This window comes from Acrocarpospora macrocephala (genome assembly GCF_009687865.1).
GTDB classification, from domain to species: domain Bacteria; phylum Actinomycetota; class Actinomycetes; order Streptosporangiales; family Streptosporangiaceae; genus Acrocarpospora; species Acrocarpospora macrocephala.
This window is the reverse complement of record NZ_BLAE01000047.1, coordinates 66,943-93,770: the sequence shown is the minus strand read 5'-3', so window position 1 is coordinate 93,770 and position 26,828 is coordinate 66,943. Positions and strand designations below refer to the sequence as shown.

The window sequence follows — 26,828 nt, the reverse complement described above, 5'->3', positions numbered from 1 at the left end:
CGGCGGGGTCGGGCGGAGCCCGAGAGAAATCCAAGGGAGGGTGGGTGGGAGAACCCCGGTAACGACAGGATCGAGGAGAGGACGGTGAAGAGTTACTGCGACGCTGAGGGGGTTGGGAGGTCCAGGCGGGCTTGGAGGCGGGCTCGGTTAGGGGGCCATTCGTCGTCGAGGATGCTGAAGTAGACCGTGTCTCGCCAGGTTCCGTCGGGGCGCGGACGGTGGCGACGAAGAGTGCCCTCATGGGTGCCGCCGATTCGCTGGATCGCGGCCTGCGACCGGACGTTCATGTTGTCGGTCTTGAGTTGTACGCGGTTGAAGCCCAGCTTGTCGATCGCATGGTCGATCAGCAGAATCTTGCATTCGGTATTGACGGCTGATCGCCAGTAGGCCCGCCCATACCACGTCCAGCCGATCTCGACACTCCGGTCGAAGCCCGGGCAGTCCAGATACGTGCTCCACCCGATCGCCCGCCCATCGTGGATCACCGCCAACGGCACCGCATGAGGATCATCGATCAAGCTCCCCGCCACTGCCCCCATTTCCGCCTCAGTCCGCGGGGTCGCCGCCGGCATCCAGCGCCACACCTCATCGTCCCCACCCCCCGCCGCGAACAGCTCCGGAACGTGATCGAGGGTAAGCGGCTCAAGCCGTACAGAACGGCCTTCGAGAACAACGGGAGAGGGCATCGTGGCAGTCATGTACGCCAGCCTAAACGAGGGAGCGGTCGCCTCTGGATGCCACTATCGGCAGGAAAAGGAGAGACCACTTCATTTCTTCCCCGGTGGCGTGAGCGGGGCGATCCGCCGCCCTTCCGCGGAGTCCGCGATCAGCTGCGCCAGCCGCTTGAGCCGCGTCTCTTCCCTCTTCGCACTGATCACCCAGTGCGCGGCCGACCGCCGATAGTACGGCGCCTGCCCCTGGAACCACTCCCACGCGACCGCTTCCGCCCGGAACGTCTCCTCATACTCGGCGGGCAACTCAGACGCCTGCCCTTGCTCGTACGAGTAGACGACCGATTTTTCCACCGTGCGCTGATCGAACGCCGCCTGCCCCTTAGGGTGCACCAACCCCAGTTCGACTAACTCCTGGAATCTCGCGATATTGACCGCGCTCCAGATGCTGCGCGCCTGCCGCGGCGAGAACCTGATCTTGTACGACTGATCGTCCACGCTCTTCCGCACGCCGTCGATCCACCCGAAGCAGAGGGCCTGGTCGACCGACTCCGGCCACGTGATGCTGGGCTTACCGGTGGACACCTTGTAGTAGCCCACCCACAGCTCGCTGCGCTCCTCATGGTTGGCGACCAACCAATCTCGCCAATTCTCGGGGGTCGAAAAGAACATAGGTTCCATACCGCAAGGGTAACGTTCGACAGGCATACCGTCTGGTCGGTATGCTGCCGGAGTGAACGTTCCCGGACTCGATCTCCCGCGTCTCGCCCGCCATCTGGAGCGGATCGGCCTGACCCAAGGGCCGCTCACCGCCGACGTGATCCAGGGCGGCAAGTCCAATCTCACCTATATAGTCCGGGACGATTCCCACACCCTCGTGGTCCGGCGCCCGCCGTTGGGGCACGTGCTTGCCACCGCACACGACATGAGCCGGGAATATCGCGTGATGTCCGCCCTCCAGGACACTGCGGTCCCCGTCCCTCGCACCTACCACTTCTGCCAGGATCCGGACGTCATCGGCGCGGATTTCTACGTAATGGAATTCGTGTCAGGCGGCCAGCCGCCCCTCACCCCGAAATTGGCCCGCGACCTGACCGACGTCCTCGCCGCGTTGCACTCCATCGACCCGGAAACGGTCGGGCTTGGCGACTTCGGTCGCCCCGAGGGTTTCCTGAACCGGCAGGTCACCCGCTGGAAACGGCAACTCGACGCCTCGCGGAGCAGAGAAGTCGCCGGAATCGACGAACTGCACACCCGGCTGACACAAGCCGTGCCGGACTCAGGCCCGCCCGCGATCGTGCACGGCGACTTCAAACTGGGCAACACCCTCATCGAGAACGGTCAGCTCAAAGCCGTGCTCGACTGGGAGATGTCCACGCTCGGAGACCCGCTTACCGATCTCGCGCTGTTCCTGCTCTACGGTGACTTCGCCATGCTCGACACCGGCCCCCCCACGGATAGCAGCTTCCCTGCGGATACCGGCTTGTCCTCGGATACCGGCTTGGGCGCGGGCACCGGCTTGGGCGCGGACACGGGGTCTCCCGCCGATGCTGGTTCCGCCGCCGATGCCGGTTTCTCTGTCGACAGCGGTGATCTCGCCGCCCACTACGCCAAAGCATCCGGCCGTGATCTGTCCAGACTCGGGTGGTATATCGGCTTGGCCTGTTTCAAGCTCGCGGTGATCGCCGAGGGCATCCATTTCCGCTTCACCCAGGGTCTCACCGTAGGAGATGGCTTCGCCGAGGTCGGCGCCACGGTCGAACCGCTGGTCGAGCGCGGTCTGAATGAGGTGAAGTGATGGAATTCGGCTACGACGAGACGACAACGGAACTGGCAGGACGCCTGTCGGCCTTCATGGACGAATGTGTCTACCCGGCCGAAGCCGCGTTCGAGCACCAGGCGGCCGAGAGTGGATGGAGCGCTCCGCCGCTGCTGGACGACCTCAAGGACGAGGCGCGCCGGCGCGGCTTGTGGAACCTGTTCCTCCCGGGCGACCACGGCGGCGCGGGCCTGAGCAACCTGCAGTATGCGCCACTCGCCGAGATCATGGGCCGATCCCCGGCCATCGCCCCGGCCGCCACCAATTGCGCCGCCCCCGACACCGGCAATATGGAAGTGCTCGCCCAGTTCGGCACGGAATGGCAGCGCAAGGAATACCTGGAACCACTGCTCCGCGGCGAGATCCGCTCCGCCTTCGCGATGACCGAGCCTGACGTCGCCTCCTCCGACGCCACCAACATCGCCACCTCCATCGCCCGCGACGGCGAGGAGTATGTGATCAATGGCCGCAAATGGTTCATCACCGGGGCGATGAACCCCAACTGCAAGATCTTTATCGTGATGGGCGTCACCGATCCGGACGCGGCCTCCCACCGTCGGCAGAGCCAGATCCTCGTGCCCCGGGACACCCCCGGCCTGACGGTCAAGCGTGGCATGACCGTCTTCGGCTACAACGACAGCGATCACGGCGGCCACGCCGAGGTGATCTTCGAAGACGTCCGGGTTCCGGCCGACCACCTGATCGGCGAGCAGGGTGGCGGCTTCGCCATCGCTCAGGCGCGCCTCGGCCCCGGCCGGATCCACCACTGCATGCGCCTGATCGGCATGGCCGAACGCGCCGTCGAAATGATGTGCAAGCGCGCCCTGGGCCGCACCACGTTCGGAAAGCCCATCGCCCAGCAGGGCGTGGTCCAGGACTGGATCGCCGAATCCCGGGTGAAGATCGAACAGCTCCGCCTTCTGGTCCTGAAGACCGCCTGGCTGATGGACACCGTCGGCAATCAGGGCGCCCACGCCGAAATCCAGTCCATCAAGATCGCCACACCGATCGCCGTGGAGTGGATCCTCGACAAGGCCATCCAGGTGCACGGCGCGGGCGGCGTCAGCCAGGACTTCCCGCTGGCGGCCCTCTGGGCGGGCGCACGCAGCCTGCGCTTCGCTGACGGGCCAGACGAGGTGCACAAACGTTCACTGGCCTACCGCGAACTGAAGAAGCACATGAGCCAGTAATCGCACCGATGCCCACCCGGTTGATTGCACTGCGAAGGGGAGAACAGGTGGATGCGACAGCGGTACGGGAACGGGTGGCCGCTTTCCTGGCCGAGCACGACCCAGCTACAACCGACTCGACGGAGTTCCTTCGCGCGCGCTTCGACGCCGGTCTGGCCTGGGTGTACTTCCCGGTCGGCCTCGGCGGCCTCGATGCGCCCCGCGACCTGCAACCACTGGTGGAACAGCTCCTCCGCGGCACCCCCGACAACAACCCCGGCCGGATCGCGATCGGCCTTGGCATGGCCGCGCCAACCATCCTGACGTACGGCACTGAGCACCAGAAACAACGCTTCCTGCGCCCGCTCTATACGGGGGAGGAAGTCTGGTGCCAGCTGTTCAGCGAACCCGGCGCGGGTTCCGATCTCGCCTCGCTGGCCACCCGCGCGGTCCGGGACGGCGACGAATGGGTCGTGGACGGCCAGAAGGTCTGGACGTCAGGCGCGCATCTGTCCCGATGGGGCATCCTGGTCGCCCGTACCGACCCCGACGTGCCTAAACACCGCGGCATCACCTATTTCATCTGCGACATGCACGCCCCCGGCGTCGAGGTCCGCCCACTGCGCCAGATCACCGGCGAAGCCGAATTCAACGAAGTCTTCCTCACCGGTGTGCGGCTCAGCGACGACCTGCGTCTTGGCCCGGTCGGCGACGGCTGGCGGGTCGCCCAGACGACGCTGATGAACGAGCGGGTGGCCATCGGCGGCGGCAACCCGAACAGCCGCCGGACCATGGTCGGCATCCTCGCCGACACTTGGCGAGACCGCCCCGAGCTGCGCACCCGCGATCTGCATCAGCGCCTGCTGAAACTCTGGGTCGATGGCGAGATCACGCGGCTGACCGGTGCCCGGCTGAGGGAACAACTAGCGGCGGGTCAGCCCGGACCGGAGGGTTCCGGGATGAAACTCCTGTTCGCCAAGCTGCACCAGGAAGCTTCCGGTTTCGAGGTGGAACTGCTCCGCGACGAGGGCCTCGAATACGACGACTGGAGCTTCCGCCGCTCCGACGGCGTCGACTTCCTCGGCCGCGGCGCCGGATACCGCTACCTGCGCGCGAAGGGCAACTCGATCGAGGGCGGCACCTCGGAGATCCTCCGCAACATCGTCGCCGAGCGAGTCCTCGGCCTCCCCTCCGAGCCTCGCGTCGACAAGGACGTGCCGTGGAAGGACCTCCCGCGATGACCTTGCTGTACACCGAGATCGAGGAACAGTTGCGGGCCGCGGTCCGAGAGCTGCTCACCGACAAAGCGACCCCGGGTGCGGCCGATGGCGGGGAGCTGTGGAAGGTACTGGCGAGAGACATCGGCGTGGCCGGGCTGCTGATTCCGGAGGAGTTTGGTGGCGCCGGGGCTTCGGCGCGGGAAGCGGCCGTGGTCCTGGAAGAACTCGGGCGCACGGTGGCTCCGGTTCCCTATCTGACCAGCGCCGTCCTGGCGACCCGCGCACTGCTCACCGCCGCCGACGTGACTGACATCGCTGACCTGCTGGAACGACTCGCGGCGGGGGAGACCACGGCAACTCTCGCGGTGCCCTTCGCGTCCTCGCCTTATCGACCGCCCCTCGCCGCGCGTGTGGGAGGGGATGCTTCGGAGAGCATAGATCGTTCGGGCGCTCCTGAGGCGGCCGTCGTGGGTTCCACGATCAGTGGGCGGATTGCCGCTGTCGCGGGTGCGGATATGGCGGACACGCTCCTCGTTCCCGTGGGAGCCGGGCTCGCCGTAGTATCCGCCGACGATCCGGGCGTGACCGTGACGCCGGTGACCTCGCTCGACACCACCCGTCCGATCGCGACCGTGGAACTCTCCTCGGCTTCCGCGCGGTTCATCGCAATTGATCCGAGTGCGCTCCAGGACACGCTAGCCTTCGGCGCCGGATTGCTGGCCTCCGAACAGCTCGGCGTCGCCGAATGGTGCCTGACCAGCACAGTTGGCTACCTGCGGGAACGCACGCAGTTCGCCCGCCCGGTCGGATCCTTCCAGGCATTGAAGCACCGCCTGGCCGACCTCTGGCTGGAGATCGTCGGTGCCCGCGCCGCCGCGCGCAACGCCGCCGACCAACTCGCGTCCGGATGGTCCCACGCCGCCCGGGTGGCGGTGGCCGTGGCACAGGCGCATTGTGGGGCAGTAGCCGTACATGCGGCTGAGGAATGTGTGCAGTTGCACGGCGGAATTGGGATGACATGGGAGCATCCCGCCCATCTGTATCTAAAGCGCGCTAAGACCAGCGAGATTGCTTTAGGCACACCCGGTGACCACCGAGAGGCACTGGCGGACCTGGTTGATTTGCCTGGGCCCGCCTGAGGGGGAGATCCCGCACTGCGACCGGCCAGTCGTGAATACGTCCTTATCACTCGGATTTGGAGTCTGGCCGCAATGACGCGAGCAGGAGGTCGGCGAAGTAGCGGCCGACGTCCTGGCCGGAGAGGGTTCCCTCGGGGTGATACCAGGTGCCCAGATGGTGGACTGAGCCGAAGAAGAAGTCGACCGCCATCTCGGCCGGGATGTCCGCACGGAATGTCCCGTTACTCTGCCCTTCGACGACCAGGTCGCGGAAACGTTCGTGGTAGCGGCGGCGTTCGGCTCGGACGAGCTTGCTGGTCGCCGGGGCCAGCTGATGGTTCGACTGGAAGAAGATCTTCGAGTCGTCCAGGTTCTCGACCGTGGTGACCACCACGTCCTGCGCCGCGGCGTGCAGTCGCTCCTCGATCGGGCTGTCACCGTCCGCGAACATGTTCAGGCGCTCCATCTGCATCCGCAGCACCTTGCCGTAGATCTCGTGGAGCAGATCATCCTTGGAGTCGAAATAGTGATACATGGCGCCTTTGGTGACCCCGGCCGCCGCGACGATCTCCTGAACCGACGTGCCCTCGAAACCCCGCTCGGCGAACAGCCGGGTCGCCACGGTGAGCAGTCGCTGCCTGACCGGTTCCTCGGCGGCCGACACCGTACGCGCCATCTGTGACCTCCTTAGCCGTAGACCAGCATACCGACTGGTCGGTCAAGAAGGACGGACTTGGCGCCGGTAGATCCCATGTTGGCGCTAAAACCGATCCGAGATAGCGGGAGTGTGTTAATTACATCACCTTGCGAGACTTGGAGCTCCCAATTGGGTACAACTTAGGTAAAGCAGACCTAATTTTCGGGGAGCACAGGGTGGCAAGTGGGTCCATTTATGTCCCGCGCGATGAGAAGTTCACCGGCTCTTCCCCCCAGAACCTCTATCTGACGTTCTGGATGGCCGGCCGCAAGAACCGGCTCCGTGTCCGAGCGGCCATCGCGGCAGCAGGCATCCTGGCCGGCAACCTCATGGCCGTCCGCTTCGGCTGGTCCAACCCCCTCTTCGTCGGCTTGCTCGCCGGCGTCGCAGCCGGCGGCACCGACCTCCTGATCGCCTGGCGCGCCCACGAGCGCACCGCCGTCTGGCGCGGCAAACGCCGCGGCGAAGTCCGTACCGGCCGCCTCCTCCGCTTCAGCCTCAGCCGGTACGGCTACCGCGTCATGGACGGCCGCGCCGTCCCCGGCCAGGCCTCCATCGACCACCTGGTCATCGGCCCCGGCGGCCTCTGGCTCATCGACAACGAAGCCTGGGGCCCCGACACGGTCGTGGCCCGCTACGGCGGCCGCCTTTTCTTCGACGAGAAGTACGGAACGACCGTCGCGAAGGGCCTGATCTCCGCCGGAACCGCCCTAGCCCAGCTCCTGACCAAGGAAACGGGCATCGAGCTGTCCATCACCCCGGTGCTGGCCCTCCACGGCGGCCGGATCGAAGGCCGGGGCGGGATCGTCCAAGGCGAGGGACTGACGGTCGCCTACCCACGCAAGATCGCGGGCCTGATCCGTTCCGAGGTCGTCATGGAACTCACCGCGGAACAGGTCGAACTTCTTGCCCGTACGGCGGCCAGGGTGGTCCCCAGAATGCCGGTCACCCGGGTGACCTGACGCGGGCGGGCAGTCTTGGCCGGATCGTGCCGTCGCGCGGCGCCGCGCTTGGGGAGGCGGCTCCGAGGAGGATGTGTCCTCGCCAGGAGCACGGACGTGCGTGGCCTCATGCTCACCATCGATCAGGCGTAGGTCGGGTTTTGCCGGATTTGAGGTCAGCCGCACAGCACCGACTTCATCCGCTCAAACGGCGTTCAGCGGGCGCCCACATCCGTGTTTTCGATGAAGGCCGCCAGTTGGGTGATATTTCGGCATTCGTGCATGGGGATGATGGTGCTGTAGCTGGTGGCGATCGAGTCGCCGGTGTCCCATTGGGGGCGGGGTTCTGGGTTGAGCCAGTAAGCGTGTCTGGCTTGGGAGACCAGGTGCTTGAGGGTGTCCAGGGCCGGGGGTTGGTAGTTGGAGCGGGCGTCGCCAAGGATGAGGAGGGAGGTCTTGGGGCCAATCGCGTCGCCGTACCGGTCGGCGAAGCGGGTGAAGACGTTGCCGTAGTTGGTGCGGCCGAATCGGGTTATGTCGGCTTCCTTGGTCATACGGGTGATCGCGTCGAGGACGTCCGCGCCAGGGGCGAAGTATTTGGTGATCTCGTCGACGGTGTCCACAAAGGCGAACGCCCGTACCTTCGTGAACTGCTCGCGGAGGGCGAAGGTCAGCAAGAGGGTGAACTGGGAGAAGCTGGACACCGAGTCACTCGCGTCGCAGAGGATGATGAGTTCCGGCTTGTGCGGGCGCTTTGGGCGTAGATGCGTCGTCAGAGGGACGCCGCCGGTCGACAGCGAGGCCCGTACGGTACGGCGGAAGTCGAGGCGTCCTCGATGACCGTGCTTGTTCTTGATGGTCAGCCTGCTGGCCAGCCGCCGGGCGAGCGGGTACACCTCGCGACGGAGCTGAGCGAGCTCCGCCTTCGTCACCCGAAGAAAGTCAAGCCGATCGATAGCCGGTTTAACGGCAGATCGAGCGATCCGTTCGATCCCCGAATCCTCCGCGATCCGCCGCCGCACCTCGGAAGCCACCGCTTCCTCAAATTTCCGAATATTTGACGATATTTCCTGACGTGCCAGCTTCTCCGGGAGCCCGCCACGCTCACTCAGCATCTGATTCAGCATCCGGGCAACCAACGTCTCCGGCGAAAGCGCCCGCAACACCGAATACGAGAACCACGACTGCCGCCCCGGCCCAGCCGCAACCCGCCCAAACCGGCCAACCATCTCCCGCACGAATTCCCGAAACGCCGGATCATCCGGATTCCCCATCAACAACCTCTGCAGAATCCCCCGCAACTCCTCAACCGGCGTATTCTCCTCGTATTCCACACGCTCCGGAGCACTCCCACCAGACATAACCGGCGGAAACCACAGATCAAACAACACATCAAACCCCGGCCGATGCACCGGCCGCTTGATCAACGTCGCCGCGTACGCCTCCCGCAAGCTCTCCCGATCCATCAGATCGATGACCATGAGGGCATTCGCCGCATCCAGCCCCTCAGCCAGCGAAACCGGAACCCCCGCCTCCCGCAACGCCCCGACGAACCCCACATGGCGGTCGAGCATCACGACAACCCCAGCTCCTTGACCGCCCGCCCATGATCCGAGTGATGCTTCAACACGACACCGAGCGTCTCCCCGATCGTGTCCTCATCCAGCTCTTCCCGCCCCAACGCCAGTAACGTCTGCCCCCAGTCGATCGTTTCCGCGATGCTCGGCGATTTCTTGAGCTCCAAACTCCGAAGAGTCGCCACGGTCCTGGCGAGCTGTTCCGCGAGATTCCCAGAAAGCCCCGGCACCCGGGTCAGCACGATATCCCGCTCCCGCTCCGGCGTCGGATACCCCAGATGCAGATACAGGCACCGCCGCTTCAACGCCTCACTCAATTCTCGCGTCGCATTCGACGTGAGCACCACATACGGCTTCCGCACCGCCGCGATCGTCCCAAGCTCCGGAATGGTCACCTGATAATCCGAGAGAATCTCCAGCAGCAGCCCTTCGACCTCGACATCGGCCTTGTCGATCTCATCGATGAGCAACACCGTCGGCGCGTCACTCCGAATCGCCTTCAACAGCGGCCGCTCCAGCAGAAACTCCTCCGAGAAAATGTCCCCCCAGGCGTCATCGTCCGCCTGAATCCGCAACAACTGCTTCTTGTAATTCCACTCATAAAGCGCCCGCGCCTCATCCAGCCCCTCATAACACTGAAGCCGCACCAACTCCGCCCCCGAAGCCCCCGCCACCGCCTTGGCCAACTGCGTCTTCCCCACCCCCGCCGGCCCCTCCACCAGAAGCGGCTTCCCCAAGGCCCCCGCCAGGAACACCGACGTCGCGATCCCGTCATCCGCCAGGTAGTCCACCCCCCGCAGCCGCTCCCCAACCTCCGGAACCCCCGCGAACCACGACATCCCAGCTCCTTCACCCGGACCGAATGTTGTTCTACTTTAACCCGTTTCGACCGCCCCACGCAGTGCGGTAATCTTGAAGAGCTCTAGCGCCGCTAGCTCAGTTGGTTAGAGCAGCTGACTCTTAATCAGCGGGTCCGGGGTTCGAGTCCCTGGCGGCGCACCAAGAAGGAACCCTGGTTCACACGTTGTGATCTGGGGTTTCTTTGTTTACCCCCTAGCCTTATTCGCCTGTCTGCGGCGTTTTCGATCTCTGGTGTGCTCGTATGGTGCTCGCGTGCGGCGATCTTGCTGGATCCAAGATCACCAAGAATCAGCGGGCACGCCGGCCGTCGCCGCAGGCACCGCGGCCGCGGTAGATCGACCAGGCGGTGCAGCAGGGCGTAGGTCAGGCCCTCGGCGGAAATCGGGCCACCGAAGATGGTCTCCAGCCGACGTGATCGGAAATGTGTGAGTAGGCAGCCTACGGATCAATCGGAATGATCTATCGGGCTGGACCACAGTCCGGTGATCCTGTCTAGGGCTATCACGTCCACCACCGGCGCTTATGGCAGGCCCTCCCTCCGCCGGAGTCATGGAAGGAAGACACACCCGTGACCCCCTTACCCGTACTCCCACGATCAGCGCTAGGGCGCGTCAGACGCGCCGCGGCGATCCTGGTCTTCCACACGCTGCTGATCGCTCGGAAGAGCGAGGTTGCTGTGTGGCGGGCTCGACTGGTGGTGCTGATTGTCGCAGGCGTGCTGGTCATCATGGCTGGCGCACCCGCCGCGGGGGAGACTCCGCGCGGGGCCGAGGCGGCCACAAGGGCCGATGACGCGGCTGGTGACTCAGCGGGCCGCCTGGTGTATGTGACCCACGCCCAGTCGGAGGACATCGCCACCTTCACGGTGGGCCGGGACGGTCGTCCGCGGCGTCTCGGTGACCTGGTCACGACCGGTGGCGGCACGAGTCCCGCGAGCGTGTTGTTCGCGCCGGATGGCCGTACCGCGTATGTATTGAATCGGGGGAATAACACGGTCGCGGCGTACCGGGTCAGCTCTCGCGGTGAGCTGAGGTTGCTCGGGGCGGCTCCGACCGGAGATGCCTTCGGCTTGGCGATCGCCCCCGACGGCAGTTCGCTCTTCGCCGCCAACCAGTCCGGCACGGTCTCGGCATTCACCGTCAACGACGACGGGACGCCGCGGCCGGCGGGCGACCCGGTCCCAACCGGTTTCCCCTTGCCGCAGGGCCTGGCCGTGAGCCCGGACGGCCGTTTCCTCTATATCGCGCATGGAGAGCCCGACAGCCCCGGTCCGCGGGAGCCCGATGTCATTGTTCGGTTCGCCATCGGACCGAACGCCGCACTGAAGTTGGTCGGCCGCCCAGTGCAGACCAACCCCTCCGGTGCCCAGATCGTCTTCACCCCGGACGGACGGTTCGCCTACATCGCCACGACCTTCGACTCCGTGGTCGACGGGTTCCGAGTGGGCCGCCACGGGGAGCTAAGCCCGCTACCCGGCAGCCCGTACGATGCCGCGCTCTTCGCCGAAGGCGCCGTGATCACACCCGACGGCAGGCACCTGTTCGTCGCCGGCTCCGGCAACGGCCCCAACCCCGGCGGGCTGTCGGCGTACACGATCAACAACGACGGCACCCTCACCGAGGTCCCCGGCTCGCCGTTCCCAGCCGGGATGTTCCCGGTCGGCGTCGACACCACCCCGGACGGGCGGCACCTGCTTGTATCGTCGGGCAACGGCGACCCCAGCCTGCTGTTCACCTTCGCCATAGCCACCGACGGCCGCCTCAACCAGACCGGCCCGCCAATGTCCACCGGCGGCACCATCTCCATGTTCCAGTCCCTCGCCGTCCAGCCCAACCAGGGCCCCACCGCCGTGTTCACCCTCCAGGCGCGGCCCGCCGGGCACGCCACGCGGTTCGACGCCTCGGCCGCCTCCGATCCCGACGGCCACATCGCCCGGTTCGACTGGGACTTCGGCGACGGCACCACCCTGCACGACGGCGGCCCCACCCCCGCCCACACCTACCGGCGGCCCGGCAAGTTCACCGCGACCGTCACCGTCACGGACAACGAGAACTGCTCCACCGCCCTGGTGTTCACCGGAACCACCGCGCACTGCAACGGCTCACCTCGGGCACGGTCATCACAGACCATCACCATCCGCCCCTGATGTGGCTATGGTCGCCACGGGCTTTGAGGGCTGGCCAACGGCTGGGTCGCGGGTGAGCCACCCGCTCATGAAGGTCGCCTCTCTCAGCCCCGCTCGCCTGACATCGCTTCCAAGCCGGACACCGAACGTTGTGACAACGATTCGGTCCTCTGCTGCGTGGTGAGGAGTGGGAGACCGAAGGAGACGGGCATGAATCCGGAGCCGGTTTGCCTCCCCATGGCTGAGGGTGAGGAGCTCGGGTGGACCGTGACGCTGTCGCGCTCGTCCGCGTCGACGTGGTCGGCGACCGCGACGAGGAGTTCGCCGCATTCGTCGATGCCGCCGGCCCGTATCTGCTCCACACCGCGGAGCTGTTGTGCGGCGACAGGGCCCGGGCCCAGGATCTGGTCCAGGCGACCTTCGAGCGTACCTACCGATCCTGGAGCAAAGCGCGCGACGGCGACCCCCGGGCCTACGCGCGCCGCATCCTGGTGAACCTGCGCATCGACGGCTGGCGGCGCACCCGCCGCGAGCTGCTGGCGGCACCCGGTGACCTGCCTGACCCGACGACCCCCGACCACGCGGGCGCCGTCACAGCTCGCAGCACGGTGGTCCGCGCGCTCGCGCGACTGCCGGTCGCGCAACGGCGCGTGGTCGTCTTGCGTCGTCTGCTCGACTTGACCGAATCCGAGGTCGCCCGCGAGCTCGAGATCACGGTCGGGACGGTCAAATCCCACAACGCCCGCGCGCTGACCAGACTGCGCGAGATCCTCTCAGAGGGTGATCGGTCATGAACCCCCGAACCGGCACGCAGACGCCGGACGACGTCGTCGCCCGCCTGCGCGCGGATGCCCATGCAATTCCCGACGTACGGTTCGACACTCCTGCCGTGCTCGCCACGGCACGGCGGGCGCTGCGCCGTCGACGACGCAGGCAGAGCGTCGTCGGCGTCGTCGCGGCCGGGCTGCTCGCGTTGACCGTGGCCGGCTCGGTGCGCCTGCCGGGCGTCGGCACCCTGACCATGCCCGGCGGCCACCAGGTGCGCACCGTGCTCGGCCTCGAAGACCCGGCCGCGCCCGCTACGGCGCGGCCCGGCTTCGACCTGGGCGAACTGCTCGGCCTGCTCGACGGCATGGTCAACTCCGGCCAGCCCTCACCCGAGCGGATGGCCGAGGAGGTCGCGAGCCTGCGGACCCACGTCCTGCCCGTGCTCGAGGAGATCCGGCCCACCTGGTACGAGGAAGCGCAGTGCGACATCCTGGAGTACCCGCGCGGCACGTTCAGCGACGACGGGAAATGCGGGGGACGCCCGGCCGAGCAGCCGTTCGACGCCGTCGCGCGCGCCGACCTCGACCGAATCCTCGACGCCGTCGAGCGGAGCGGGGTCCCCACCAACGAACTGATGAGCGCGAGGTACACCCCGGACGGCACCGTCGAGTCTGTCGGCTTCCTACGCTCCGGCGGCGGGATCGAGTGGAACTTCGCGTACCTGTACTCCCCCGACGAACAGCCACGCGAGTGGGAGAGCGCCCTGGGTCCCGTCACCATCACCCCGATCGGGGACACCGGCTGGTGGTTCGAGAAGTCGCCGAACGACTGAACCGCGGCCGAAGGCAACCGGGACCGCCAGCGCGATCGGGATGCACCTGGCGGCGGATCGTCAGCCGGTCACCGTGGCGGTGAACGTGGCCGACAGGTAGTTGGGGGCAGTGGCGAGGAACTGGGCGGAGTCGCCGATCGTCGCGCTGGGTCCGGCGGTCACGGTCACGTTCTGGGGGATGTTCCAGGTGGCCGGGGTGAAGGTCAGGGTCGCGCCCGACTGGATGGTCAGGTCGGGGTCGCCGCTGATTCGGCTGGTCGTCACGGTGGTGGCACTCGTGGGAGCCCGTGACAGGCGGACGGAGACGATGGCGGGGCCGCCGATGGCGACGTTCACCGACGTCGGGGTGACCACGACGAAGGGGTCGGCCACGATCCCGGTCACGGTGATGTTGACGAGGTTGGACACGTAGGTCATGCCGCTGGTGTCGGTGGCTCTGGCCGACAGCGTGTATCTGCCCGCCGGGACGATGGACCAGGTGAGGGTGTAGGGCGCGGTGGTGTCGCTGCCGAGCAGTGTCGTGCCCGAGTAGAAGTCGACCCTGGCCGCCCAACCGGCGGGGGTCGTGCTCGCGGCCAGGCCGATGTTCGCGGGCGCGATGAAGTTCTGGCCGTTGACGGGGGAGGTCAGCCTGACCGAGCGCGGCGCGCTCCCCGTGCAGGGCACGTTGTTGAGCGTGAAGATCGTGGGGGGTGTGTTCGCGCCGGTGTAGGTCCCGTAGAAGCCGACGGTGACGCTCGCCCCGGTGGCCAGGGCCGGTGCGTACGACGGGGCGTTCACGGTCACGTCCGGCCCCAACTGCGTCCAGGTGCCGCCCCAGCCCTGGGTGACCTGCTGGGCGCCGGGCCAGGTGTAGCGCAGGGTCCACGGGTTCACCGGGTCACCCAGGTTGGTGATCGTGATGTTGGCGCCGAAGCCGCCGCCGTTGTCCCACACCGGTGCGTACGACACCGAGCAGACGATGTCCGCATGCGCGGCGATTGGGGAGGCGACCACCCCAATCGCCGCCAGCAGCACGGTGACGGCGGACAGCGCCCATGCGCGCAAGGTCCTCATGACCAAACCTCCGAGCCCAGAGGGGCTCCCAGATTCGGCTTGTTTCACCCGGATGTACAGAACAACCCGTCCGGCCATGCCGCTGACCTGCCACGAGTTTCCCCTGGCAGGTGAAAGATTCAGCCCATCAAGCCCAGGCCCCCAGCGCTGCTTCGGCGCCTCACTGTTCGGGGTCGAACGGGCGTTGCGACTTCAGGGGCCTGGCAACCACACTCGTACGGCGATGCCGGTAGGCTCCGCGGAGCCGGTCACCGGTTGTGCCAGCAGCGTGGCGATGTGGCCGTCGGAAAGGGCGACCTCCCGCATTGCCGTGCGCCCTTCCGCGATCAGGCTCACGGCGGAGTCCTCCAAGGTGAGCTGATCGCGGCGGCACAAGCCCCGGAGCGGGGAGCTCGGCGTGTGTCTAGCACCCTGCGACCGGAGAAACGTCTCCAGCAGCGCACGCTCGCGCTCGGTGACCATCCCGATCAGCTGCTCCTCGACGGCGGCGGCCGAGCGCCGGGCCAGGGTCATCATCTTCGCGTTCGCCCACTCGTTCGGGCAGACGACGCAGACGACGCCGTTCAGGCGCCCGCTGAGCGGATCCCGTACCGGGGTACCCACAGCTGTGAACCTGCGCAGCACCTCGGCGTAGTGCTCGTTGCCCGTGATCTGGCAGGTGCGCCGCTCTGCCAGCACCGAGCCGTGGGCGTTGTTTCCCATTTCCGCCTCGGTGAAGCCGAAGCCGGGCGCGGCGCCAACCGCGTCCATCGCCCTGCGCATCGCCGGTTCACCCACGTTGCGGAGGAACATCGCGCCGTTGGCATCGCCCAAGAGCATGCATACCGGGGTGTTCGCGATGGTGGTCCCCAGCCCTTCGAACACGGGCCGGGCCGCGCGTACCAGGCCACACTCAAAGTCCAGGCCCTCGAGCAGGGGCGCATGGGCGATGTCGGGGCTGAGCCCCGTCGCCTGGCACCGTCGCCACGAGTGCACGATCTGGGCGCGTACGTCGTTCCCGGTGGGCTCCCCATCCAGGAATCGCTCCACGATCTCCTCGGTGGCTCCTCTCCCGTCGTCCCAGATATCCGCCATCTGGCCATAATATGAACAAAGGGTATTTATATTCACATTAGTGGACAAAAAGATGCCATTTTCGGACGATATGGTGGCACAGCGACCGGCCATCCCTGCGGTGGTCCGTGATCACTCGGCGAGCTGGGCGTGATTTGCCGGGGCAAGTCGGTACCCGCCCGGCGTCCGCGCCTACGTGGCCTCCGTCAGGGTTTCAGTTCCGTCGTCCCAGCGCCATGGCACGTGACGCCCGCGCAGATGCACACCGCCGATCCACCGGTCGATACCGTTGAGCGTGACCTGGTCCGCACCGCCGGCCAGAACCCGCGCTCCGGTGCTGGTCAGGCGCAGGCCGCTGCCGCGGTCGACCGGACGGCCCGCCGGGTCCACCTGAAGCAGCGGCACCGGCGCATTCGCCATCGTGTCCATCATCGCGAAGCACCAGTCGTCTCCCAGGTACGGGCGCGTCTCCCGTGCTCCCGCGCGGACGAACGCCGTGCCGGCATCGGGCGCGCCGTCGGCGACCGCGGCGAGCACCCGCCGTTCGGTCAGCGACAGCCCGTCGCGGGTTGACGGGTACTCGCGGCTGAGGCGGTCGAACGCCTCGCCCAGGAACCGCAGCTCGCCCGAGCGGGTGGCGGCGATGGCGCCGAGACCGTCCGGTGTCGGCGCGCGGAACGCCGCCCACGCACGGGTGGCGAGCTGGAGCGCGGCCGGGGTCAGCCGCGCGCACGCCCGGGTCGCGGGCAGCTCGCGCAACTGCTCGGCCGTCAGCTCGCCAAGCCCGCCGAAGCGGGCGATGCCCGGGTGCTCGCCGATGCAGATCAGGGTGATCCGCGCGGCGGGCACGCCGAGGCCGGCGAGGCGGTCGAGGATCTGGATGATCTGCAACTGGTCGTACAGGTCGGCCTCGAACCAGAGCACGTACTGGCCGTCACGGTTGGCCGCGAGGGTCCGGTCCCGGTCCAGGAATATGCGCGCGCCCTCCGCCCGGTCGTCGACGCCTGCCTGGGTGAGGAAGGCGGCTCTGATCTGCCGGAGCTCCTCCGGCCCCACGGCGGGCACCGGCCCTTCGTGCAGGACGTCGCGCCAGTACAGCACCTGTGGCGCGAGCCCGGTTCCGGGCAGGTCGGTGGCGTCGCCGTTGCTCACGTGCAGCGCCGCCGCCATCCACTCCTCGGCGGGGGCGGCAGCCGGGTCCGGCTGTTCGGCGAGCAGCTTGCTGCGGGCGGTCGCGTACGACTCGCCGGTCTTGGACATGCGGGCGCGCACGCGTCGCTTGAAGTCGGCCTGCTTGGTCATCGTGGTCTCCCGCGGCCCGCACGCGGATCCCCCAGCGATCGAGACGGCGGCCGCACGATCGAAGACCAAACCCCGGCCGAGAGGTGGACCTCCCTTTGCCTCCGTGGGAACCCGGCTGGGGCAGGTTGCCGGAGGTTGGGCGTGGACGGGCGCCAGCTGACACGATACCGGCACGCCAATGACGGGACCAGCCCGTTGCCTCGGCAGCGTGCGAGCCGTAGCAGGCGATCAGTTGAGGATCGGCTGGGTGACCAGCTCGGGATCTGCGGCGATAACCCCGGCGAAGCGTTCGGGAGCCAGGAATTCCGCGGCCGCCGCCACCACCGCCTCCGGGGTCACCGCCGCCAGTTTGCGGGAGAAGTCCAGCAGGAAGAGCGGATCGATCGCTTTGGCCGCCAGGTCCGCGATCGCTGTGGCGAACGCGGCGCGCGGAGCCAGGCGGGTCGCTGTGGAACCTGTCGCGAAGGCCCGGGCGGCTTGGATCTCCTCCCCGGTGGGCGGATGCGTGCGCATTCGACGGAGCTCGTCGCCCACTGCCGCCAAAGCGGGATTGGTGGTCGCGGCCGCGGTGTCGGCCTCGATGGCCAGGAATCCGCTGCCGGGGTGGAGGTCGAACATGGAGGTAATGCCGTATACGTATCCTTTGTCCTCGCGCAGGTTTCGCGACAGCCGGGACGAGAGGTAGCCGCCGAGCACGTTGCAGGCGAGGAAGACCGCCGGGTAACGATCGTCATCCGGCGTCAGGGCCTGCGCGCGCAAGCGGATACGGGACTGCGGCGCGCCCGGACGTGGCAGCAGCGCGAGCCGTCCGCCCTCGATCGCGGGGAGCGGCGGCAGCGGGGGTGCGCTTCGCGCGGCCGGGCGCCATCCGCCCAGCGCCTTCTCCGCGGCGTCCGCCATCTGCTCAGGGTCCGCCGAGGTGAGCAGCACCAGGACGGCTCCGCGAGGATCGAACGTCCGCCTCAGTTCCATGATGCTCGCCAGTTCGGCTTCCGCCGGCAGCAAGAAGGCCGCCGGATGGTCGCCGAACAGGTGTCGTGCGAGTTCGGTCCTGACCGCGAGGTCGGGATGTGCCCTGACCATTCTGAACTGGGCGATCAGCTGCCCGCGCGCCACCTCCAGTTCGATGGGCGCGCCTTCCACCACCTGCGCCAGCGCCGCCAGGAGCGATTCCAGGTCGGCCATCGAACTGGAGGCGCTGACGGAGATCCGGTGGATGTCGGCCATCGCGCTCAACTCCACGCCGTCGTACGCGTCCTGCAGCTGGGCCAGGGACGCTGCCAGCAGTGCGGACTCGGCGAGATCGAGTCGGGTCGGGCAGGGTGCGGGCAGGTGCAGGCGCACTTCGGCCAAGGGGGTGCTGCCATGCCGCAGAGCGAGCAGGCGCAGCCCGTTCGGCAAGGTGCGGTCGGCGATCGGGTTGCTCATCGTTTCTCCTGTGGGACGACGCTGAGAAGCGCGCCCGGCTGCGCGCGCAGGCTGCGGGCCGCCGCGGCCACATCGGCCGCGGTCACCTCCGCGCACAGGTCGGGCAGCCGCCCGGCCAGGCCCGGATCGCCGAACAGCAGCTCGAACCGCCCCAGCATGCGCACCCGGTTGGCAGGCTCGTCCATGGACCGGTGGTGAGCGTTGATCCAGGTGGTACGGCGCCGCCGCAATTCCTCCTCGGTCGGCTCGAGCGACTCCAGTTCAGCGTCCACGGCGGCCAGCACCTGCTCGGTCGACAGCGCCTTCGGGTGAACCGCGGTGAGGATCCACATGTCGGGGTCGCGGGCGTCGAGCAGGTCGAACAGGCCGACCCGGGCCGAGAATGTGATGATCTGCCCAGTCTCCCGCCGCAGCCGCTCCCGCAGCCGGGGCCGGTTGCCGCCGGTCAGCACGCCCGCGAGCGCGGACAGCGCGAAGTGGGCACCTGGATCCGCTGCCGCGTTGGGCACCCGGTGGCCGAGGGCGAACGCGGGCAGTGGCGCCATCGGGTCCGTGTATTCGGCCGCCACCTGTTCCGCCGGCTCGGGCTCCCACCAGGAGCCGAGTGCGGGGACGGGCCGTGCCGGAATCCTTCCGAATGTGCGCTCGACGACCTCCAGCACCGCGCCGGTGTCGACGTCGCCGGTGATCGTCACCACGGCGTTGGCCGGGCTGTAGTGGCGGTCGAAGAAGTCCAGGCAGTCGTCCAGGGTGACGTGCTGGAGGGAGGCGTAGTCGCCGTACCCGTCGTGGGCGTTGGCGAAGTCGCGGAAGAGCACGGGTGACAGCCTGGGCCAGGGGAAGCCGCCGTAGGGCTTGCGCATTTTGCCCAGGATCTCTTCCCTGACGACTGAGGTCTGGGCCTGGATGGCGCGTTCGGTGATCTTCGGGGCGCGCATGCGACCGGCCTCCAGTTCGATCACCCGCGCCACGGCTTCGGCGGGCACGACGTTGTAGAAGTCGGTGTAGTCCTGCCGGGTGGAGGCGTTGCAGAAGCCCCCGATGCTCTCCACCTGCTGGAAGTGGTCCCGTTCGCCGCCGGCCTCGCCCTGGAACATCAGGTGCTCGAACAGGTGGGCCAGCCCGGACCTGTCCTCGGCCTCCGCGCGAAAGCCGATGTCGTAGTGGACGGCGACCCCTGCCACCGGCGCGGAGTGGTCCTCCTCGATGACCACGCGCAGTCCGTTGGTCAAGCTCACCCGCATGATTTCGGCGGTTTTCACCGGTGACTCACCTTGCCCGAAGAAGAGGTCAGCAACTGTCCGCTGTCCGCCGCGTCGATCACGTCGGCGAGAACGTTCAGGTAACCCACCAAGATCTCGTGCCACTGCATGTAAGCGGCGAAGTCATGCGTGTGGGTCAGGAATCGTACGGCGGCCACCCTCCCCACCTCAGCCAGGTCAAGCGGGGCAGCGTAACCGTCCAGCAGGCAGCCGATGAGCGCCTCGTAGTCGACGTGCCGGAGCGGGCCGTGCCCCAGTTTCCGGCCGGCGTCGCGGAACTCCACCAGCTCGCCGACGAGCCAGCCCACATCGAACTCGGGCGCGCCCGCGCTGATGTCCTCCCCGATCAGCAGGGATCCGTCCCGGCCGGGGGTCGCGGGCAGGAGAATGCCGTGGCCGGGAGCGCCGTGCAGCAACACGTGCCGGCTCTGCGGCAGCGGCGCGCACCACGCCTCAGCGGTGGCCATCCGGGCCCGGCCGAGGATGTCGACCGCGCGACGGTGCAGGTTCGCCGCCGTCCCGGGCCCCTGCCCGCCGCGCAGCCAGGAGAGCAACCGCTGCGGCCCTTCCGGGGCAGGCAGGTCGACCAGCGGCAACGGCTCGGCGTGCAGCAGGGCCAGCGTCAGGCCGGTCGCCGTCAGCGTGTCCGCGGCGTCCCGCTCCAGGTCGAACCCGTCCGCGCCCTCCCCGAGGCCGAGGAACGCGGACGCGATCGGGCGCGCCTGCCGGGTCCGGTACGTCACGCCGCCGCCCTCTCGCCGCGCTGGCACGGTCAACCCGACCCGGCCCCGCGGCACCTTCAGAACGGTGGCGAGCACGGCGGGATCCGGTGTGCGCATCCGGGTGGTACGGGCGGGCCCGGGACGCCGGGTCCACCAATAGTCCCCGTCGCCGGATTCGACGATCGCGGTGAGCATGTATCCCGTCGCGTAGGACGCTACGACCTTGCTCATCTGACCTCTTTCTCACGGATATCGCGCAGTTCCTCCAGCCGCTCGACCAGGATCGGGAGCGGAGGAGCCACCAGAGCGTTCTGCTCTCGGGTATGGGTGCTCAGGCCGAGGATGGGATCGACGAGCACCACGTTGGGCCGGGTCTTGATCGCCGCCCGGCTCTGCTGGTAGGCGTGGGATCGATCGGCCCCCGGCGGCAGGTTCGGCGCGATGCCGATCAGCGCCGTGGTGCACTGGAGCGCCAGCAGCATGGGCGTGTCGGCGAGACCTCCCGCGAACCGGCTCAGGAAGTTGTAGGTAGCCGGGTAGACCAGGACGGTGTCCGGCCAGGAGGCGTAGTCCACGTGTGGAGAGCCCGGCTCCGGGCCGTCCGGCCAGTCGTCGAGCTGCACATCCCTGTTGAGTAGGGCGGTGAGCGAATGCCGGGTCACGAACCGTTCCGCGCTTCTGGTCACCACGACCCGGATGTCCAGGTGGGGGTAGCAGAGCCGCAGCCAGTTCAGCCAGTACGGCATGAAGGTGGCGCCAAGAGACCCGGTGATCAGGATGAGCAGCCGCTCGGCGCGGAACGCCGGGGCGATGGGGGTCTCATTCATCGGCGTCCGCCATCGCGGTGAGGATCTGCTCGGCGTCCGCCGCCGCGGCTTTGAGCCCGTCGGTCAAGCCGACTCCGACCGTGTTGAGAATGATCTCGTCCACGCCCGCCTCGCGGTAGTCGCGCAGCCGTCGCACGACTTCCTCCGGTGTGCCGTACACATACACCCCGGCCTCTACCAGGGCTTTGGCGCCGGAGCGCGGGTCGGTCGGGTCGGCGGGCACGCCGGCGCGGCGGAGCATGTCGGTGTAGTGGGGTGCGGTGAGATGCCGTCCAGCCGCGTTGTGTGCGAGTTTGACCGGGTCACGGCTGGGGTGGGCCAGCGCCACGTGCACGACGGTCGCGACGCGGGGTACCGACGCACGGCCCGCCGCGCCCTCGGCCAGGGCGGGAATCAGCGTGTCCTTGATATAGCCGGGCGGCGTCATCCAGGTGACGGCCACATCCGCGACGCCGCCCGCCGCCCGCGCCATGCCGGGACGCAGCACGCCCAGGCCCACCTCGACGGGCGCGTGCTTCATCTTGGGCAGCCCGCCGCGCTCGCGGTCATGCCCGTTGAGCATGTCGCGCACCGTCTGGGCGTACCCTGCCGCGGCCGTCGCCGGTTTCCGGTACGGCGTGCCGCGCAGCGACTCCACCAATTCCGGCGTGGCGGCGCCGTACCCGGCGACCACCGGCTGGCCGGTGAGCAGGGCCAGGCTGCGCGCTTGGGCAGCGGCTTCCATCGGATGGCGCAATGGCATCAGGGTCACGCCCAGCCCGGTCGGCACTTTGATGCCGCGGCCCGCCAGGCAGGCGATCATCTGGTGGGATTCGACCGCGAAGGACTGTCCCAGCCAGAGCCGGCCGGCCAGCCCGTTCATGACCAGCTCGGCGAACGGAACCACTTGATCGGGATACGTGGGTGGGATGGGGAACAGCAGTGCGGGTGGCATCGGATTCTCCAAGATCTGACATCGGTGCGGTGCCACGGGCCGCCCGAGCCGGCCCGTGGCACCGCGGCACATCAGGACATCAGCAGCCGAGGACGACGGTGAAGCTGATGAAGCTGATGGTGGTGACGGTGGTGAGAGGAGTCGCCTCCGGGGACTCGATCTCGTTGGCCGTCGCGACCTCGGCGAGCGAGGTGTAGGCGTCGGCGCCTTCCATCAGGTGTTCGGCGGACATGTGTTTTCCTTTCGATTTTTTGGGTGATGAGATTTCCGCGGGTCAGCAGCCCATAGCCGCGGTGGCCGTGACGCTGACGCCGATAGAGAACGAGATGACGAGGGCGGGAGTCGCCTCAGGGCTTTCCATTTCGGCGGCGGCGGCGACCTCGGCGAGCGAGGTGTAGTTGTCGGCGCCTTTCATTAGCAGTTCGACAGACATGTATTCCTTTCGGATCGGGTTATGGGTATTCCTGTTTCCAGGAAGTCAGCAGCCGCCCTCGATGGTGAGCGTGCAGATCGACCACGTGATCGAGATCGGCGTGGGCACCGCCGCAACGGAATCGGCGTGGGCCGCCGCGATCTCGGCGAGCGAGGTGTAGGCGTCGGCGCCTTCGATCAGGAGGTCAGTGGGCATGATTCACCCCCTCTCGTGCGTGTTGAGGTTTCCGGGCCCCGGCTTAGGGACCGGAGATCTCGAAGGGGAGTGGCGGCGAGTCGGCGTTACGGTGCACGGCGTCGGGTTCGATCCCGGCGGCGCGCAGCGCCTCGGTGACCGCTTCGCCGCGATCCCCGCCCTGCCCGGCATGCGCCAGCAGGCCGGCGGCGATGGCGTGCGAACGGTGCTCGCCGAAGCTCAAACCGCGCATTCCCGGCCGGTCGTCCTGCGGCTCCCACGCCCAGCCGATCCCGGGGCCGACCTCGGCGACGTAGGCGGACACATCCCGCCGCAGCCCACCGGCTGCGGCCGCCGCCTCCGCGAGGTCCGGTACGGCATGCCAGGCACGTGACCCCAGATAGACCACGATGGAGTCGCGCCGCGGATAGAGATCGCGGGCGGAGAGCACCTTGGCCCGATAGGGAACGCCGAGCTTCTCCAGCCGGGTGAGTACCGCACCCCACAACTCGGGGGCCGCGTCGGCGGTCTCGGCTCCGACGTAGAGCCGAACGTGCGCGCCCGGCTCGGCGCCCGCGGAGCCGTTGACCAGCAGGAACCCGGGCGAGACCGTCGGCAGGACAGCCGGCAGGTCGACCCATCGCGCCGGTCCCGAGGGCGTGTCGACTTCGGCGCCCAATCGCGGTTCGGGGATCCGTACGCGTACACCGCTCAGCTGGACGACGTCGGAGGCGCCGGGCACCACCGGCGCCAGGACGGAGGAGAGCGGGTGCGGAATCATGACGCGCAGTTCCCGCTCGAAGGCGGAGTCACGGATCGACTTGGGACGGGGCCCTGCCGCGGGCTCGCGCCCGGCGTGGAACACGTCGTACAGCGCGCCTGCCAGCGCGGATCGCAGCGCTTTGGGGCTGTCGGCGGTGACCTCACGGTCGTCCACCGTGGCGGAGGTGCGGTCGGGGCCGATCTGTACGCGGTCGAGTGACAGTTTCATCGTCAGCCTCCGATGCCCAGCGTGGCCGTGAAATCGGCGGCATTGATCAGGACCTTGCGTCCGACACCCGCCGCCGCGCGCTCCAGCGGCGTCAGCCGCGCGCGCTCGTACCCGGCGGCGAGGAGCCGGTCGAACATGTGCCAGCCGGCGAAGGCCGCCGCCCGGGTCGCCAGGTCCCGGTCGGCACGGGCCGCCGGTCTGGCCTCCAGATAGCCCGACCAGAACGCCTCGATGTTCGGCCGCAGCATCTCGAAGCGGCGTGCGCCGTTGGCCACGACCTCCCGATCGCTGACCGTTTCCTCATGGCTTGCCATACCGAGCACGCCACGGTAGAGCCATTCGCCGACGAAAGCGCCCACGTCCCGGGCGGCGTCGGCCCGCCTGGCCTCTTCCCAGTCGACCAGGTGGAGCTTGCCGTGGTGGTGCAGGAACTGATCGAGCCGCAGGTCGCCGTGGACCAGGACGGGTGTGCTGTCCTTCTCCCACGCGGCGAGCTTTCTGATCTCCGCAACGACCACGGGATCGTTGTGCAGGATCGCCCATGCCTCCAGCTCCGCGCCGCTCGCGACCGCGTACGCCTCCAGCGGGAGCGCGACCAGGGCCTTGAGCGGGGGAAGCGGCGGCTCCGAGGTGTCCTCGGCCACGGCTTGCGGGAGCTGGAGGGTGTGGAGCGTTCCCACCTGGAATCCCGCGGAGTGGGCGAGTTCCCAGGTGAAGCCGTCGCCACCGAGGTCGGATCCGCTCTGGGCGTGCTGCAGCAGGGCGAAGGCCACCAGGCCGGACTCCTCATCGGCGCCCAGGAATCGGGGCGCGTTGACGACCGGGTGCGTGTTGAGCAGTTCGCCCATCGCCTTGATCCGGTCCACCCTCGGGCGGACCGTGCTCGGCTCGCCGCCGACCCGCTTGACGAAGACGGGGAATCCCGTGCTGGTCACACCGGCCCAGCTGTCGTTGCGGCCGCGGAATGCGGAGATCTCGTCCTGGCGTAAGGAGCCCAGATCGAGCCTGGTGAGGAACTCGGTGACCTCCGGAGCCTGGTCCAGCGGGACCGGGCTGATCTTCACGACGGACATCTGCCCACCCCGAGCGGCGCCTCGTGTAACCGGCGTCGACAAGGCTGCGCGGGAACCCCCGCTGCCCCGTGTCTCATACGCATGATTCCGTCTCCCCGTGAGCGAACGACCCGTGGATGCGACCAACTCCGCCGAGTGGCGGCGAAGACCTTTCGCTCCGAGAGTGACTCGTCCGTCTTGGGCATGACTTGTGCGTGACTGGCCGTGCGTTGGCGGATCACTGGCGTGTTGGCTGCACGCAAGGAAGCCTGATTCAAGCAACCTGAGTTGACTAATCCTGGGGGCCTGTGGTCGGGCGGCGGTCTGGGAGCCATGCCTGTACAGCGATGCCGGTCAGATCGGCGGAATCGGTCACCGGCTGCGCGACGAGGGTGGCTGTGCGGCCGTCGGAGAGGGCTATCTCCACCACCGCCGCCTGGCCCTGCGCGACCAGCCTCACGGCGGCGTCTTCCAGGGCGAGCCGATCGAGGTAGCCCAGGTCCCGGGGCATGGAGGCCTGTACGCCGCTCGCGGCTCTGGCCGCCCCGCGGAGCCTCCTCAACAGGGCCCGCTCGCGTTCGGTGCTGAGCTCGAGCAGCCTCTGCTCGACGGCGTCGGCTGATCGCCGGGCTACGGCAATCATCTGCGCGTTCGCCCTCTCGTGCCAGGCGACGATGCCCACGACCCCTTCCACCCGCCCGCTGAGGGGATGGCACACCCGTATGCCCACGGCGGTGCCTCTGCGCAGCGGTTCCCAGAGGTGCTCGTTGCCCGAGACCTGGCATGTTCTCCGTTCCATCAGTGTGGAGCCGGCGGCGTTGGTGCCTACGTCCGACTCGGCGAAGCTGAAGCCGGGAACGGCGAGGATGGCGTTCGATCCTCTGTACATCGACGGGTCGCCCACGATGCGCAGGAGCTGCACTCCGGACGCATCGCACAGGAACACGTCTGACGGAGTGTCGGCAATGGTGGTCTGGAGCCGGTCGAGCACGGGCCGGGCCGCGCGTACCAGGGTGTTGTCGCAATCCACGTCGTCGATCAGGCGCGGCTGGAAGGTGCCGGGGGTGAGCCCGGCGGCCTGACAACGCCGCCATGAGTTCAGGATCGGAGCACGTACGGCCTCTCCCGCGGGATGCCCGCTCAGGATCCGCTCCACGGTCTCACCTGTGGGCCACCCCTGGTCATCCCAGATATCCGCGAGTGAACTCACTCCTCCGGCCTCTCGTTCTTTGCATCCAATACGCACCACACAAACGCTTAATACCTTCAACTACCTTAATTCACATCAAATTCTCATTTTATCGATAAATCAACAAAAATTGGGCAAACCGAAAATGTGGCATGTTACCTCGGAAAGTGCTGGAACAAGCTGTAACGGGCGACTGGCCGTGCCGCGGGGCCGCTCGCCCCCGACATCGAGGCCTTCATCGAGGACTACGACCGCCGCAACGCCGAGCAGGGCACCGAGGCCACGGCACTGTTCGCGCCGAACTTCCTAGCCCCGGACCCAGCCCACGCGATCGCCCTCACCCCCGCCATGCTGGCGGCCCCGCTACCGGCCCGGCGTGACATGTTCGCCGCCGCCGGAGTCGGCGCCATCCACCGCGCCGGCGCCCGCCAGCTGCGCCACATGACAACCGCGAGCGGCGGCGAAATCCAATCGCGCTGGCGTCTCCATCCGGGTTACCGTCGAGGTCGACTTCGGGAGGTAGCCATGTACTACGACGAGATGTCCTTTTGAGCCGATCAGCAAGCGCCGCCGGGGGTTCCCTCCAGCGAGACACACGTCAAGCGCG

The 26,828-nt window shown here is 67.8% G+C and carries 28 protein-coding genes and 1 tRNA gene; 9 read left to right on the top strand and 20 right to left on the bottom strand.

Annotated features, from left to right (window positions below):
* Positions 1-92: 92 nt before the first annotated feature.
* Together Amac_RS35600 and Amac_RS35595 are read right to left on the bottom strand one after the other, a co-directional pair.
* The gene (locus Amac_RS35600; RefSeq protein ID WP_155358808.1) at positions 93-698 is read right to left on the bottom strand and encodes a GNAT family N-acetyltransferase; all 606 of its coding nucleotides are present in this window, start codon (positions 696-698) and stop codon (positions 93-95) included.
* 69 nt (positions 699-767) lie between these two features.
* Positions 768-1,352: a YdeI/OmpD-associated family protein gene (locus Amac_RS35595; protein ID WP_155358807.1), complete on the bottom strand. Its 585-nt coding sequence runs from the start codon at positions 1,350-1,352 to the stop codon at positions 768-770.
* Positions 1,353-1,404: 52 nt separating this feature from the next.
* On the opposite strand from Amac_RS35595, the gene Amac_RS35590 reads away from it, so the two are divergent.
* Genes Amac_RS35590 through Amac_RS35575 form a run of 4 tightly spaced genes read left to right on the top strand, consistent with a single transcriptional unit; the run spans position 1,405 to position 6,018 of the window.
* On the top strand, positions 1,405-2,469 hold the full coding sequence (locus Amac_RS35590; RefSeq protein WP_155358806.1) for a phosphotransferase family protein: 1,065 nt from the start codon (positions 1,405-1,407) through the stop codon (positions 2,467-2,469).
* Positions 2,469-3,680 carry an acyl-CoA dehydrogenase family protein gene (locus Amac_RS35585; protein WP_155358805.1) on the top strand — a complete coding sequence of 404 codons (1,212 nt, stop codon included), beginning with the start codon at positions 2,469-2,471 and terminating at the stop codon, positions 3,678-3,680. Before Amac_RS35590 ends, Amac_RS35585 begins: the two co-directional genes overlap by 1 nt.
* Before the next feature lie 8 nt (positions 3,681-3,688).
* Entirely contained in the window at positions 3,689-4,900 is a 1,212-nt protein-coding gene (locus Amac_RS35580; RefSeq protein ID WP_155358804.1) for an acyl-CoA dehydrogenase family protein, read from the top strand.
* Complete coding sequence (locus tag Amac_RS35575) at positions 4,897-6,018, top strand: acyl-CoA dehydrogenase family protein (protein WP_155358803.1); 1,122 nt, start codon at positions 4,897-4,899, stop codon at positions 6,016-6,018. The genes Amac_RS35580 and Amac_RS35575 overlap by 4 nt, the downstream gene beginning before the upstream one ends.
* 46 nt (positions 6,019-6,064) lie before the next feature.
* On the opposite strand, the gene Amac_RS35570 is transcribed toward Amac_RS35575, so the two are convergent.
* Positions 6,065-6,673 carry a TetR/AcrR family transcriptional regulator gene (locus tag Amac_RS35570; protein ID WP_155358802.1) on the bottom strand — a complete coding sequence of 203 codons (609 nt, stop codon included), beginning with the start codon at positions 6,671-6,673 and terminating at the stop codon, positions 6,065-6,067.
* 197 nt (positions 6,674-6,870) lie between these two features.
* On the opposite strand from Amac_RS35570, the gene Amac_RS35565 reads away from it, so the two are divergent.
* Positions 6,871-7,656 (top strand): nuclease-related domain-containing protein, encoded by a 786-nt coding sequence (locus Amac_RS35565; protein ID WP_155358801.1) that lies wholly within the window; start codon positions 6,871-6,873, stop codon positions 7,654-7,656.
* 194 nt (positions 7,657-7,850) lie between these two features.
* Here Amac_RS35565 and Amac_RS35560 read toward each other — a convergent pair whose 3' ends face one another.
* A complete protein-coding gene (locus Amac_RS35560; RefSeq protein WP_155358818.1) occupies positions 7,851-9,209 on the bottom strand; it encodes a VWA domain-containing protein in 1,359 nt (452 codons plus the stop codon).
* Positions 9,209-10,051 (bottom strand): AAA family ATPase, encoded by an 843-nt coding sequence (locus Amac_RS35555; RefSeq protein WP_155358800.1) that lies wholly within the window; start codon positions 10,049-10,051, stop codon positions 9,209-9,211. Before Amac_RS35555 ends, Amac_RS35560 begins: the two co-directional genes overlap by 1 nt.
* A gap of 86 nt (positions 10,052-10,137) precedes the next feature.
* On the opposite strand from Amac_RS35555, the gene Amac_RS35550 reads away from it, so the two are divergent.
* The 4 genes from Amac_RS35550 (at position 10,138) to Amac_RS35535 (ending at position 13,798) form a co-directional block, all read left to right on the top strand.
* A tRNA-Lys gene (locus tag Amac_RS35550) sits at positions 10,138-10,214 on the top strand.
* Between the two features lie 553 nt (positions 10,215-10,767).
* Positions 10,768-12,219, top strand: coding sequence for a beta-propeller fold lactonase family protein (locus tag Amac_RS35545; RefSeq protein WP_155358799.1), 1,452 nt, complete (start codon positions 10,768-10,770; stop codon positions 12,217-12,219).
* Between the two features lie 239 nt (positions 12,220-12,458).
* Complete coding sequence (locus Amac_RS35540; RefSeq protein WP_155358798.1) at positions 12,459-12,992, top strand: SigE family RNA polymerase sigma factor; 534 nt, start codon at positions 12,459-12,461, stop codon at positions 12,990-12,992.
* Positions 12,989-13,798, top strand: coding sequence for a hypothetical protein (locus Amac_RS35535; RefSeq protein ID WP_155358797.1), 810 nt, complete (start codon positions 12,989-12,991; stop codon positions 13,796-13,798). The genes Amac_RS35540 and Amac_RS35535 overlap by 4 nt, the downstream gene beginning before the upstream one ends.
* A 60-nt stretch (positions 13,799-13,858) precedes the next feature.
* On the opposite strand, the gene Amac_RS35530 is transcribed toward Amac_RS35535, so the two are convergent.
* The 15 genes from Amac_RS35530 to Amac_RS57480 form a co-directional block, all read right to left on the bottom strand.
* Positions 13,859-14,854, bottom strand: coding sequence for a cellulose binding domain-containing protein (locus Amac_RS35530; RefSeq protein WP_170322817.1), 996 nt, complete (start codon positions 14,852-14,854; stop codon positions 13,859-13,861).
* Positions 14,855-15,046: 192 nt separating this feature from the next.
* Positions 15,047-15,928 (bottom strand): sigma-54-dependent transcriptional regulator family protein, encoded by an 882-nt coding sequence (locus tag Amac_RS35525; protein ID WP_155358795.1) that lies wholly within the window; start codon positions 15,926-15,928, stop codon positions 15,047-15,049.
* 171 nt (positions 15,929-16,099) lie between these two features.
* Positions 16,100-17,209: a hypothetical protein gene (locus Amac_RS35520; protein WP_246268939.1), complete on the bottom strand. Its 1,110-nt coding sequence runs from the start codon at positions 17,207-17,209 to the stop codon at positions 16,100-16,102.
* A 228-nt stretch (positions 17,210-17,437) separates the two neighbouring features.
* On the bottom strand, positions 17,438-18,637 hold the full coding sequence (locus tag Amac_RS35515; RefSeq protein ID WP_155358794.1) for a M16 family metallopeptidase: 1,200 nt from the start codon (positions 18,635-18,637) through the stop codon (positions 17,438-17,440).
* Complete coding sequence (locus Amac_RS35510) at positions 18,634-19,899, bottom strand: M16 family metallopeptidase (RefSeq protein WP_218041476.1); 1,266 nt, start codon at positions 19,897-19,899, stop codon at positions 18,634-18,636. Before Amac_RS35510 ends, Amac_RS35515 begins: the two co-directional genes overlap by 4 nt.
* Positions 19,896-20,852, bottom strand: a complete 957-nt coding sequence (locus Amac_RS35505) for a hypothetical protein (RefSeq protein ID WP_155358793.1) — start codon at positions 20,850-20,852, stop codon at positions 19,896-19,898. The genes Amac_RS35510 and Amac_RS35505 overlap by 4 nt, the downstream gene beginning before the upstream one ends.
* Positions 20,849-21,448: a flavoprotein gene (locus tag Amac_RS35500; RefSeq protein ID WP_155358792.1), complete on the bottom strand. Its 600-nt coding sequence runs from the start codon at positions 21,446-21,448 to the stop codon at positions 20,849-20,851. Before Amac_RS35500 ends, Amac_RS35505 begins: the two co-directional genes overlap by 4 nt.
* The gene (locus Amac_RS35495) at positions 21,441-22,382 is read right to left on the bottom strand and encodes an LLM class flavin-dependent oxidoreductase (RefSeq protein WP_155358791.1); all 942 of its coding nucleotides are present in this window, start codon (positions 22,380-22,382) and stop codon (positions 21,441-21,443) included. The genes Amac_RS35500 and Amac_RS35495 overlap by 8 nt, the downstream gene beginning before the upstream one ends.
* 79 nt (positions 22,383-22,461) lie before the next feature.
* On the bottom strand, positions 22,462-22,614 hold the full coding sequence (locus tag Amac_RS35490; RefSeq protein ID WP_155358790.1) for an LxmA leader domain family RiPP: 153 nt from the start codon (positions 22,612-22,614) through the stop codon (positions 22,462-22,464).
* Positions 22,615-22,656: 42 nt separating this feature from the next.
* Entirely contained in the window at positions 22,657-22,815 is a 159-nt protein-coding gene (locus tag Amac_RS53955; RefSeq protein WP_170322816.1) for an LxmA leader domain family RiPP, read from the bottom strand.
* Positions 22,816-22,860: 45 nt separating this feature from the next.
* Complete coding sequence (locus tag Amac_RS35485; RefSeq protein ID WP_155358789.1) at positions 22,861-23,010, bottom strand: LxmA leader domain family RiPP; 150 nt, start codon at positions 23,008-23,010, stop codon at positions 22,861-22,863.
* Positions 23,011-23,053: 43 nt separating this feature from the next.
* The gene (locus Amac_RS35480) at positions 23,054-23,980 is read right to left on the bottom strand and encodes a T3SS effector HopA1 family protein (protein ID WP_155358788.1); all 927 of its coding nucleotides are present in this window, start codon (positions 23,978-23,980) and stop codon (positions 23,054-23,056) included.
* A 2-nt stretch (positions 23,981-23,982) separates the two neighbouring features.
* Positions 23,983-25,053, bottom strand: coding sequence for a class V lanthionine synthetase subunit LxmK (lxmK, locus tag Amac_RS35475; protein WP_155358787.1), 1,071 nt, complete (start codon positions 25,051-25,053; stop codon positions 23,983-23,985).
* Between the two features lie 271 nt (positions 25,054-25,324).
* A complete protein-coding gene (locus tag Amac_RS35470; RefSeq protein ID WP_155358786.1) occupies positions 25,325-26,188 on the bottom strand; it encodes a sigma-54-dependent transcriptional regulator family protein in 864 nt (287 codons plus the stop codon).
* 396 nt (positions 26,189-26,584) lie between these two features.
* Positions 26,585-26,710: a hypothetical protein gene (locus Amac_RS57480; RefSeq protein WP_281356381.1), complete on the bottom strand. Its 126-nt coding sequence runs from the start codon at positions 26,708-26,710 to the stop codon at positions 26,585-26,587.
* Between the last annotated feature and the right edge of the window lie 118 nt (positions 26,711-26,828).

Excerpts from the sequence above, each read along its gene's own strand:
- Amac_RS35600 (WP_155358808.1), bottom strand. The coding sequence starts at position 698 with ATGACTGCCACGATGCCCTCTCCCGTTGTTCTCGAAGGCCGTTCTGTA.
- Amac_RS35595 (WP_155358807.1), bottom strand. The coding sequence starts at position 1,352 with ATGGAACCTATGTTCTTTTCGACCCCCGAGAATTGGCGAGATTGGTTG.
- Amac_RS35585 (WP_155358805.1), top strand. The coding sequence starts at position 2,469 with ATGGAATTCGGCTACGACGAGACGACAACGGAACTGGCAGGACGCCTG.
- Amac_RS35580 (WP_155358804.1), top strand. The coding sequence starts at position 3,689 with ATGCCCACCCGGTTGATTGCACTGCGAAGGGGAGAACAGGTGGATGCG.
- Amac_RS35575 (WP_155358803.1), top strand. The coding sequence starts at position 4,897 with ATGACCTTGCTGTACACCGAGATCGAGGAACAGTTGCGGGCCGCGGTC.
- Amac_RS35570 (WP_155358802.1), bottom strand. The coding sequence starts at position 6,673 with ATGGCGCGTACGGTGTCGGCCGCCGAGGAACCGGTCAGGCAGCGACTG.
- Amac_RS35560 (WP_155358818.1), bottom strand. The coding sequence starts at position 9,209 with ATGCTCGACCGCCATGTGGGGTTCGTCGGGGCGTTGCGGGAGGCGGGG.
- Amac_RS35555 (WP_155358800.1), bottom strand. The coding sequence starts at position 10,051 with ATGTCGTGGTTCGCGGGGGTTCCGGAGGTTGGGGAGCGGCTGCGGGGG.
- Amac_RS35535 (WP_155358797.1), top strand. The coding sequence starts at position 12,989 with ATGAACCCCCGAACCGGCACGCAGACGCCGGACGACGTCGTCGCCCGC.
- Amac_RS35530 (WP_170322817.1), bottom strand. The coding sequence starts at position 14,854 with ATGAGGACCTTGCGCGCATGGGCGCTGTCCGCCGTCACCGTGCTGCTG.
- Amac_RS35525 (WP_155358795.1), bottom strand. The coding sequence starts at position 15,928 with ATGGCGGATATCTGGGACGACGGGAGAGGAGCCACCGAGGAGATCGTG.
- Amac_RS35520 (WP_246268939.1), bottom strand. The coding sequence starts at position 17,209 with ATGACCAAGCAGGCCGACTTCAAGCGACGCGTGCGCGCCCGCATGTCC.
- Amac_RS35515 (WP_155358794.1), bottom strand. The coding sequence starts at position 18,637 with ATGAGCAACCCGATCGCCGACCGCACCTTGCCGAACGGGCTGCGCCTG.
- Amac_RS35505 (WP_155358793.1), bottom strand. The coding sequence starts at position 20,852 with ATGAGCAAGGTCGTAGCGTCCTACGCGACGGGATACATGCTCACCGCG.
- Amac_RS35500 (WP_155358792.1), bottom strand. The coding sequence starts at position 21,448 with ATGAATGAGACCCCCATCGCCCCGGCGTTCCGCGCCGAGCGGCTGCTC.
- Amac_RS35495 (WP_155358791.1), bottom strand. The coding sequence starts at position 22,382 with ATGCCACCCGCACTGCTGTTCCCCATCCCACCCACGTATCCCGATCAA.
- Amac_RS35490 (WP_155358790.1), bottom strand. The coding sequence starts at position 22,614 with ATGTCCGCCGAACACCTGATGGAAGGCGCCGACGCCTACACCTCGCTC.
- Amac_RS53955 (WP_170322816.1), bottom strand. The coding sequence starts at position 22,815 with ATGTCTGTCGAACTGCTAATGAAAGGCGCCGACAACTACACCTCGCTC.
- Amac_RS35485 (WP_155358789.1), bottom strand. The coding sequence starts at position 23,010 with ATGCCCACTGACCTCCTGATCGAAGGCGCCGACGCCTACACCTCGCTC.
- Amac_RS35480 (WP_155358788.1), bottom strand. The coding sequence starts at position 23,980 with ATGAAACTGTCACTCGACCGCGTACAGATCGGCCCCGACCGCACCTCC.
- lxmK (WP_155358787.1), bottom strand. The coding sequence starts at position 25,053 with ATGTCCGTCGTGAAGATCAGCCCGGTCCCGCTGGACCAGGCTCCGGAG.
- Amac_RS57480 (WP_281356381.1), bottom strand. The coding sequence starts at position 26,710 with ATGGAGACGCCAGCGCGATTGGATTTCGCCGCCGCTCGCGGTTGTCAT.